The sequence below is a fragment of the Nautilia lithotrophica genome (assembly GCF_054656815.1).
The window spans coordinates 89,350-96,970 of the sequence record NZ_BAAHXN010000004.1; the positions used below are offsets into that span (position 1 = coordinate 89,350).

Genomic DNA, 7,621 nt, shown 5'->3' on the forward strand with positions numbered 1-7,621 from the left:
AATTAGTTTTTTATTTATTTTTTTTGGCGGTTTTTATTTTTAGTGTTTATTATATTTATTATCAATACAAAAAGACGGAAAACAATTATTTAAATGAGCAGTATCAATTATTTACGCATGTGTTTGAAACATCAACAATTTCTTTGAATAATATCGCCGATACAATATTTTTTTTAAATATAAACAAACCGGAAATATTAAAAATAATATATCAAGCAAATATAGATAAAAATAAAAGAAATGTTTTAAGAGCAAAATTAACGGAAAAGCTCGAAAACATATATAAATTTTTACAAAAATACGGAATTAGACAATTACATTTTCACCTTTTAGACGAAATAAGTTTTCTTAGGTTTCATAGACTTGACAAATATGGGGATTCTTTAAAAAATATCAGACCTTCATTGGTTTATGTTAATAAAAATAAAAAAATTATAAGAGGTTTTGAAGAAGGTAGGATTTTTAATGGATTCAGAAACGTATATCCTCTCTTTTACAAAGGCAGGTTTATAGGGTCTGTGGAAATATCATTTTCTGCAAAACCGATTATTAATATGATTTATAAATCATATCCTGCTTTTTACGGACTATTGTTAAAAAAATCGGATATTAAAAAGAAAGTATGGAATTATCTAAATAAAGATAAAAAGTACAGAATTGAGAGTATGCTGGATAAGAATTTGGTTTGGGATAAAAAAGTGTTGGATTTTGCTTTAAGTTTAAAGTATCTGAATAAAGATGACCTTAAAAAGTTGGAAAAAAAATTTTCAAAAATAGTTAACTTTAATAAAAAATATATTTATTTGACAGCATATAAAAATGAAAAATACATTTTAATGATATTGCCTATTAAAAATATAAGCGGCAAAACTATAGCATATTTCGTTTCAATAAAAAGGGATAATTATTTAAACGAACAAAAAACACTTTATCTATTATTAGGAATTATTGTTACGATATTATTTATTGTTTCCGGTTTGTTATTGCATCTTTATATTAAAAAGCGATCCAAATATCTGGATTTATTGAAAGAGTCTTCTTATAAGGATCCTTTAACTAAACTATTAAACAGAAGAGGCCTTTTGAAAATTTTACCAAAGCTTGAAAAAAACTTTTCAATAATTTTTTTAGATATTGATAAATTTAAACATATTAATGATAAATACGGACATAAAACGGGGGATGAAGTTTTAAAGGAGATTGCAAATATCTTGCAGAATAATTTAAGAAAAGAAGATTTAATTGCAAGATGGGGCGGTGAAGAGTTTTTAATTATTCTTGCTACCGGTAATAAAAAAGCTGCAATGAAAATAGCTGAAAAATTAAGAATGAATATCGAAAATAACATTAATGAACATGTGCCTAAATTTACTGCGAGTTTTGGTGTTGTTTCAAACGTAAATAAGCACAATTTCGAAGAGAAACTAAATCAGGCGGATGAATATCTGTATAAGGCAAAAAATGAAGGAAGAAACAGGGTTATTGGACAATAATTCCCTGGTTTATCAAATAAAGCAGAATAATTCCAAAAACTATTCTATATATACCAAACGCGTTTAATGTGTATTTTTGAACAAATTTTAAAAAAAGTTTTACAGCCAGATAGCTTGCAATAAAACTGACAATAAAACCTACAGATAAAACCAAAATATTTTGATTAGTGAATGAGTTAATATTTTTTACCAGTTCATAACCGCTTGCGGCAAACATCGTAGGGATCGCAAGTAAAAAACTAAAATCCGCCGCTGTTTTTCTGGAAAGTCCGCTTAGCATTCCACCTATTATTGTCGCTCCGCTTCTGCTTGTTCCGGGTATTAGGGCAAATACCTGAAAAAATCCTATAACCAGTGCCTGTTTTGCTGTTACTTTTTCAACATCATTAATTTTAACTTTTTCTTCGGAATATATTTTTTCTACAATAAAGAATATTATTCCACCTATTATAAACATCCATGCGGCTGTTTTAATTGTAAAAAGTTCTTTAATTTGATGTCTTAATAAAAACCCTATAACCGCAAGAGGTAAAAAAGCAAGAATCACTTTTTTCCAAAGATTTATTTCTTTAAAGTTTATTTTTTCCAAATATATCCACACTATTGCCAATGTCGCACCAAGCTGTATTATAACTTCAAATGCAACATTTTCCACGCTTTGTTTTAAACCTAAAAGGGTGGAAACTATTATCATATGTGCTGTGGATGATATTGGTAAAAACTCTGTAATTCCCTCAACTATTCCGAGTATAATGCTATCTAATATAGACATTGTAAACCTTTGTTTTTTAAATAAAAGGAATTATAATATTTAAAAATAATAAAGGCAAAAAGTGTTTGATGTTTTTAAAAAAAAACATATCTGCATAGCACATAGAGGTTATAGGGCTTTTTATCCTGAAAATACAATCGCGGCTTTTAAAGCCGCAATTAAATATTTTGATATGTTTGAGTTTGACGTTCAATATACAAAAGACAAAATACCGGTGGTTTTTCATGATGAAAGTTTGCCCAGAACCACAAACGTAAAAGAAATCTTTAAAAGAAAAAGTTATAATTTATGTGAATTTACATATGAGGATATAAGAAAACTCGACAATGTTTCCTGGTTTATAAAATCAAATCCTTTTAATAAAGATTTGGATTATAATAATCTCTCTTTTCCCAAAAACTCAATTCCTTTACTGGATGAAGTGCTTTTATTAATAAAAAAATATAATTTTCCAGCCAATTTGGAAATAAAACCTTCTTTTTTAGATGATGAGTTTATAGTAAGTGATATATTACAAAGAATTGAAAAATTCGATGTAAAACATTTGATTTTAATTTCCTCTTTTAATCATAATTATGTAAAAATGATAAATGGCTTTTATAAAGCGGCCCTGTTTGATAAAAAAACCGATAATTTGGTTAATTATATTAAATTATTAAATGTTGACGCCTATAATATTGATAAATTTAACGTAGATAAAAAGGATGTCGCAGATTTATTAGATATAGGCGTTTTTACCAATGTTTATACGGTGAATGATAAGATAGAACAAAAAAAGTTGTTTGAAATGGGTGTAAAAGGTGTTTTTTGTGATTATTTTTCCTGAAGAAGTCTGTTAAACACTTTTAGAGTCATTTTAACGTCTTCCAACGCATCATGATAATTTACGTTTTGTTTTCCGAAGAAAAAAGCCACACACTCTTCAAGTCTTGGCATTTTTTTCTTTTCAAGCACTACAACATCGGCAGAATAATACATAGTGTCAAAAATAGGGATGTCAATTATATTTGGAAAATGTTCGGCTCTTTCAAGTTCTCTTTTTAAAACCCCGAAGTCATATAAAACATTATGTCCTACCACCATATCAAGTGAATTGAATATATTTAGAAATTCATCTTTTTTTTCTGCAAATGTAGGTTTGTGCTCTATGTCTTCTTGTTTTATTTTGTGAACTTCATACGCTTCTTCACTGATTTTCGCTTTAGGATTCAAAAAATCGTAAATTTCCTCAGTTTGAAGGGTTTGCATATCCTGGATAACTATTGCGTAAGATATAATATATCCGTAAATATCCGTGGTTTCAGTATCGAATACACCTATTTTTTTAATTTTAAATTCTTGAGGGACTTGTTCTAAATCGTTAATATATAATTTTAAAAACTCTTTTGTCGAAAATACCTTTTGCCTTTTTATAGGCTTAAAACGTCTCATTTTTCCTTCTTCTTCTAACGCTACCGAAATTAAATAATCTTGATAATTTCTAAAAATTACATTATCGCTAAGATCTTCATTTAAACAATTAAGAAGGTATTTTTTATCATTTTTTAATTTTTCTATAGCATATTCTCTTGTTTTTTTATTAAAAGCCGTAGCAAGTCTTAATGTTTCAATTTTTTGAGGTAAACTCAACGTATCCCTTTTTTATGGAATTATACATTAATTTTCATTTTGGCATTTTCCATTTTTCATTATTAAGATATAATTACATATAAAAAAGGTTCCGTATGCCAAAAAGAGAAGATATTAAAACTATATTGCTTATAGGTTCCGGTCCTATAGTAATAGGACAGGCCTGTGAATTTGACTATTCCGGCGTTCAAGCCGCAAAAACGCTTAAATCACTCGGATACAGGGTTGTTCTTGTTAATTCAAACCCGGCTACTATTATGACTGATCCCGAGTTTGCGGATGCCACATATATAGAACCTATTACTTCCGAAGTGGTTGCAAAAATCATAAAAAAAGAAAATGTTGATGCGATACTTCCTACTATGGGTGGTCAGACCGCTCTTAACGTTGCAATGGAAATGTATGAAAAAGGAATGCTTGAAGGTATTGAATTTTTAGGTGCGGACCCGGAAGCTATTAAAAAAGGTGAAGACAGGGAAGAATTTAAAAAAGCAATAGAAAGAATCGGTCTTGATATGGCCAGAAGCGAAACCGCTCATACGCTTGATGAAGCTGTAGCAATTGCAAAAGAAATAGGGTTTCCTTTAATAGTCAGGGCTGCATATACTTTGGGAGGACTTGGAAGCGGTGTGGCATATAATATGGAAGAGTTTGAAGCTTTAGCAAAAACGGGTATCGAAGCAAGTCCCATCAATGAAATAGAAATACTTGAATCGCTTCTTGGATGGAAAGAATATGAAATGGAAGTTATCAGGGATAAAAACGATAACTGTATTATAGTCTGTTCGATTGAAAACGTAGATCCTATGGGGGTTCATACGGGGGATAGCATTACCGTTGCACCGGCACTGACTTTGACTGATAAAGAATATCAGAAAATGAGGGATGCCTCTTTTGCGATTCTTAGGGAAATAGGTGTTGATACAGGTGGAAGTAATGTTCAGTTTGCCGTAAACCCAAAAAACGGAAGAATGATTGTAATTGAAATGAATCCTAGGGTTAGTAGAAGCTCCGCTCTTGCGTCTAAAGCCACAGGTTATCCGATTGCAAAAATTGCTACACTTTTGGCGGTAGGATTTACTTTAGATGAAATTAAAAACGATATTACGGGAACTGCTGCAAGCTTTGAGCCGGTAATTGACTATGTTGTTACAAAAATTCCAAGATTTACATTTGAAAAATTTCCTCAGGCTGATTCAACCCTTACTACTTCTATGAAAAGTGTAGGGGAAGTTATGGCGATAGGAAGAACGTTTAAAGAATCTGTGCAAAAGGCTCTTTATTCACTTGAAACAGGGCTTGATGGATTTGAAAAAATAGAATGCAGTGAAGATGAACTTATTAGAAATATAAGAACGCCTAATGAAAACAGACTGCTTTACGTTGCCGAAGCGTTTAGAAGAGGCAAAAGCATTGACGAAATATTTGATATATGTAAAATCGATCCATGGTTTTTAAATCAGATTAAAGAGATTGTAGAACTTGAAAAAGAGATAACCCCTGCAATCTTAGAGAACGAAGATCTGTTAAGAAAAGCCAAAACATATGGATTTAGTGATAGGATGATTGCCAAACTTATAGGCAAAACCGAAGAGGGCGTATATCAGGCAAGAAAAAAATTTGGTGTTGAAATCGACTACAACGAAGTCGATACGTGTGCGGCCGAATTTGACACTACTACAAGTTATCTTTATTCAAGTGTAAATGTTACTAAAAACGTGCCTTTGAGAAAGAGTGATCTTGAAAACGATAAAAAAGTGTTGATTTTAGGTGGAGGACCTAACAGAATCGGGCAAGGTATTGAATTTGACTACTGCTGTGTGCATGCGGCATTTGCACTTGAAGATTTGGGTGTTAAAACAATTATGTATAACTGCAACCCGGAAACCGTCTCAACAGATTACGATACCAGTGATGTTCTTTATTTTGAACCTATTACGTTTGAAAGAGTTAGAAATGTGGTTGAACTTGAAAGACCGGATGGTGTTATTGTTCAATTTGGAGGACAAACCCCTCTTAAACTTGCCAAATCACTAACGAATATCAATGCAAATATTATAGGAACATCTGCTGAGGTAATTGATACGGCAGAAGATAGGGAAAAATTTTCTGCATTTATAGAAGAACTTGGTCTTAATCAGCCGGCAAACGGAACCGCTTTTACAAAAAAGGAAGCTTATAAAATAGCTGAAAATATCGGTTATCCGGTGCTTGTAAGACCAAGTTACGTGCTTGGCGGAAGGGCTATGAGAATAGTTTATAATGAAAATGAACTTAAAGCATATATGGATGAAGCAGTAAGCGTATCTAATGAGAGTCCTGTTTTAATAGATAAATTTTTAGATAGAGCAATAGAACTTGACGTAGATGCTATAAGTGATACAAAAGAAGTGTATATCGGTGGAATTATGCAGCATATTGAAGAGGCCGGAATTCACTCAGGGGACAGTGCGTGTTCGCTTCCAGCTGTTAGTATTAGTGAAGAAAAAATTAAAGAAATAGAAAACGCAACAAAACAAATAGCTCTTAAACTTGGTGTTAAAGGGCTTTTAAATATCCAATACGCCCTTCATAAAGATAAACTATATTTAATTGAAGTAAACCCAAGAGCAAGTAGGACTGTTCCGTTTGTATCTAAGGCTACGGGACTTCCTCTGGCAAAAGTTGCTACAAGAGTTATGTGGAATTTAGCATATAACCCTGAAGTAAATAATGGTAAAGTATTGCAAGAAGCGCTTAGTTTTTATGACAAATTTGGGGTTGTAACATTTGACGGAAATGTGTTTAAACCAAAACAAAAAGGGCATATTGCCGTTAAAGAAGCTGTATTTCCATTTAATAAATTACCTGGAGCAGATTTAATACTTGGACCTGAAATGAAATCAACAGGTGAAGTTATGGGAATCAGTGAAAGCTTTGGGGAGAGTTTTGCAAAATCTCAGGCTGCATGTAAAAATTTCCTTCCAACAAGTGGAAAAGTGTTTATTTCACTTACGGATATAGATAAAGAATTTGCGCCTGAGCTTGCAAAAGCATTAAAAAGCCATGGATTTGAAATAGTTGCTACAAGTGGAACATATAAAGTAATTAGTGAAGCAGGAATAGAATGTCAAAGAGTTTTGAAAATCAGTGAGGGCAGACCTAATATCGTAGATATGATCAAAAACGAAGAAATTGCACTTGTTATTAATACAAGCGATAATAAAGCAAGCAAAGATGATGCTAAAATAATAAGAAGAGAGGTGCTAAATCAAGGAATTCCTTACTTTACAACAATTGCGGCGGCATTTGCTGCTGTTGAAGCGATTGAGTTCTTACAAACAAGCGAAGAGAAAGTAAAATCCATTCAGGATTACTTTAAAAATTAATCTTTCTTTTTTTCTTTTACATCTTTTTTATAAATATAATAACAATGACATAATAAACTAATATATCATTAATAAGAAGCAATAATATAATTGATAACAATTAGGTATATAGTGTATGACTTTATGATCAAAAAAGAATTTTAGAATAAATATACAAGAGTTTATAAAGTTATATAATAATAAGTAAAAGAAATAATAAGTGCGTGATATATATAAATTGAATTATGCAGTATCAACTTTATATATTTAGGAAGAAACAAAATATTTATGAAATAAAAAAATCACATGAATAAAACTTAAAGAAACCATCTCATAGCATTGCAAGACTCTAAACTAGGTATAAATTAGATAAGAAAAGA

The 7,621-nt window shown here is 31.0% G+C and carries 5 protein-coding genes; 3 read left to right on the top strand and 2 right to left on the bottom strand.

The features are described from left to right. Positions 1-23 precede the first annotated feature (23 nt). Entirely contained in the window at positions 24-1,493 is a 1,470-nt protein-coding gene (locus tag ACYQ19_RS08595) for a sensor domain-containing diguanylate cyclase (RefSeq protein ID WP_459979015.1), read from the top strand. Here ACYQ19_RS08595 and ACYQ19_RS08600 read toward each other — a convergent pair. Next, positions 1,480-2,265: an undecaprenyl-diphosphate phosphatase gene (locus ACYQ19_RS08600; protein ID WP_459979016.1), complete on the bottom strand. Its 786-nt coding sequence runs from the start codon at positions 2,263-2,265 to the stop codon at positions 1,480-1,482. The two genes, ACYQ19_RS08595 and ACYQ19_RS08600, sit on opposite strands and share 14 nt — an antisense overlap. 61 nt (positions 2,266-2,326) lie before the next feature. On the opposite strand from ACYQ19_RS08600, the gene ACYQ19_RS08605 reads away from it, so the two are divergent. Next, entirely contained in the window at positions 2,327-3,091 is a 765-nt protein-coding gene (locus ACYQ19_RS08605; protein ID WP_459979017.1) for a glycerophosphodiester phosphodiesterase, read from the top strand. On the opposite strand, the gene ACYQ19_RS08610 is transcribed toward ACYQ19_RS08605, so the two are convergent. Beyond that, positions 3,079-3,894, bottom strand: coding sequence for a 3'-5' exonuclease (locus ACYQ19_RS08610; protein ID WP_459979018.1), 816 nt, complete (start codon positions 3,892-3,894; stop codon positions 3,079-3,081). The genes ACYQ19_RS08605 and ACYQ19_RS08610 overlap by 13 nt on opposite strands. Before the next feature lie 95 nt (positions 3,895-3,989). On the opposite strand from ACYQ19_RS08610, the gene carB reads away from it, so the two are divergent. After that, the gene (carB, locus tag ACYQ19_RS08615; protein WP_459979019.1) at positions 3,990-7,262 is read left to right on the top strand and encodes a carbamoyl-phosphate synthase large subunit; all 3,273 of its coding nucleotides are present in this window, start codon (positions 3,990-3,992) and stop codon (positions 7,260-7,262) included. Positions 7,263-7,621 lie beyond the last annotated feature (359 nt).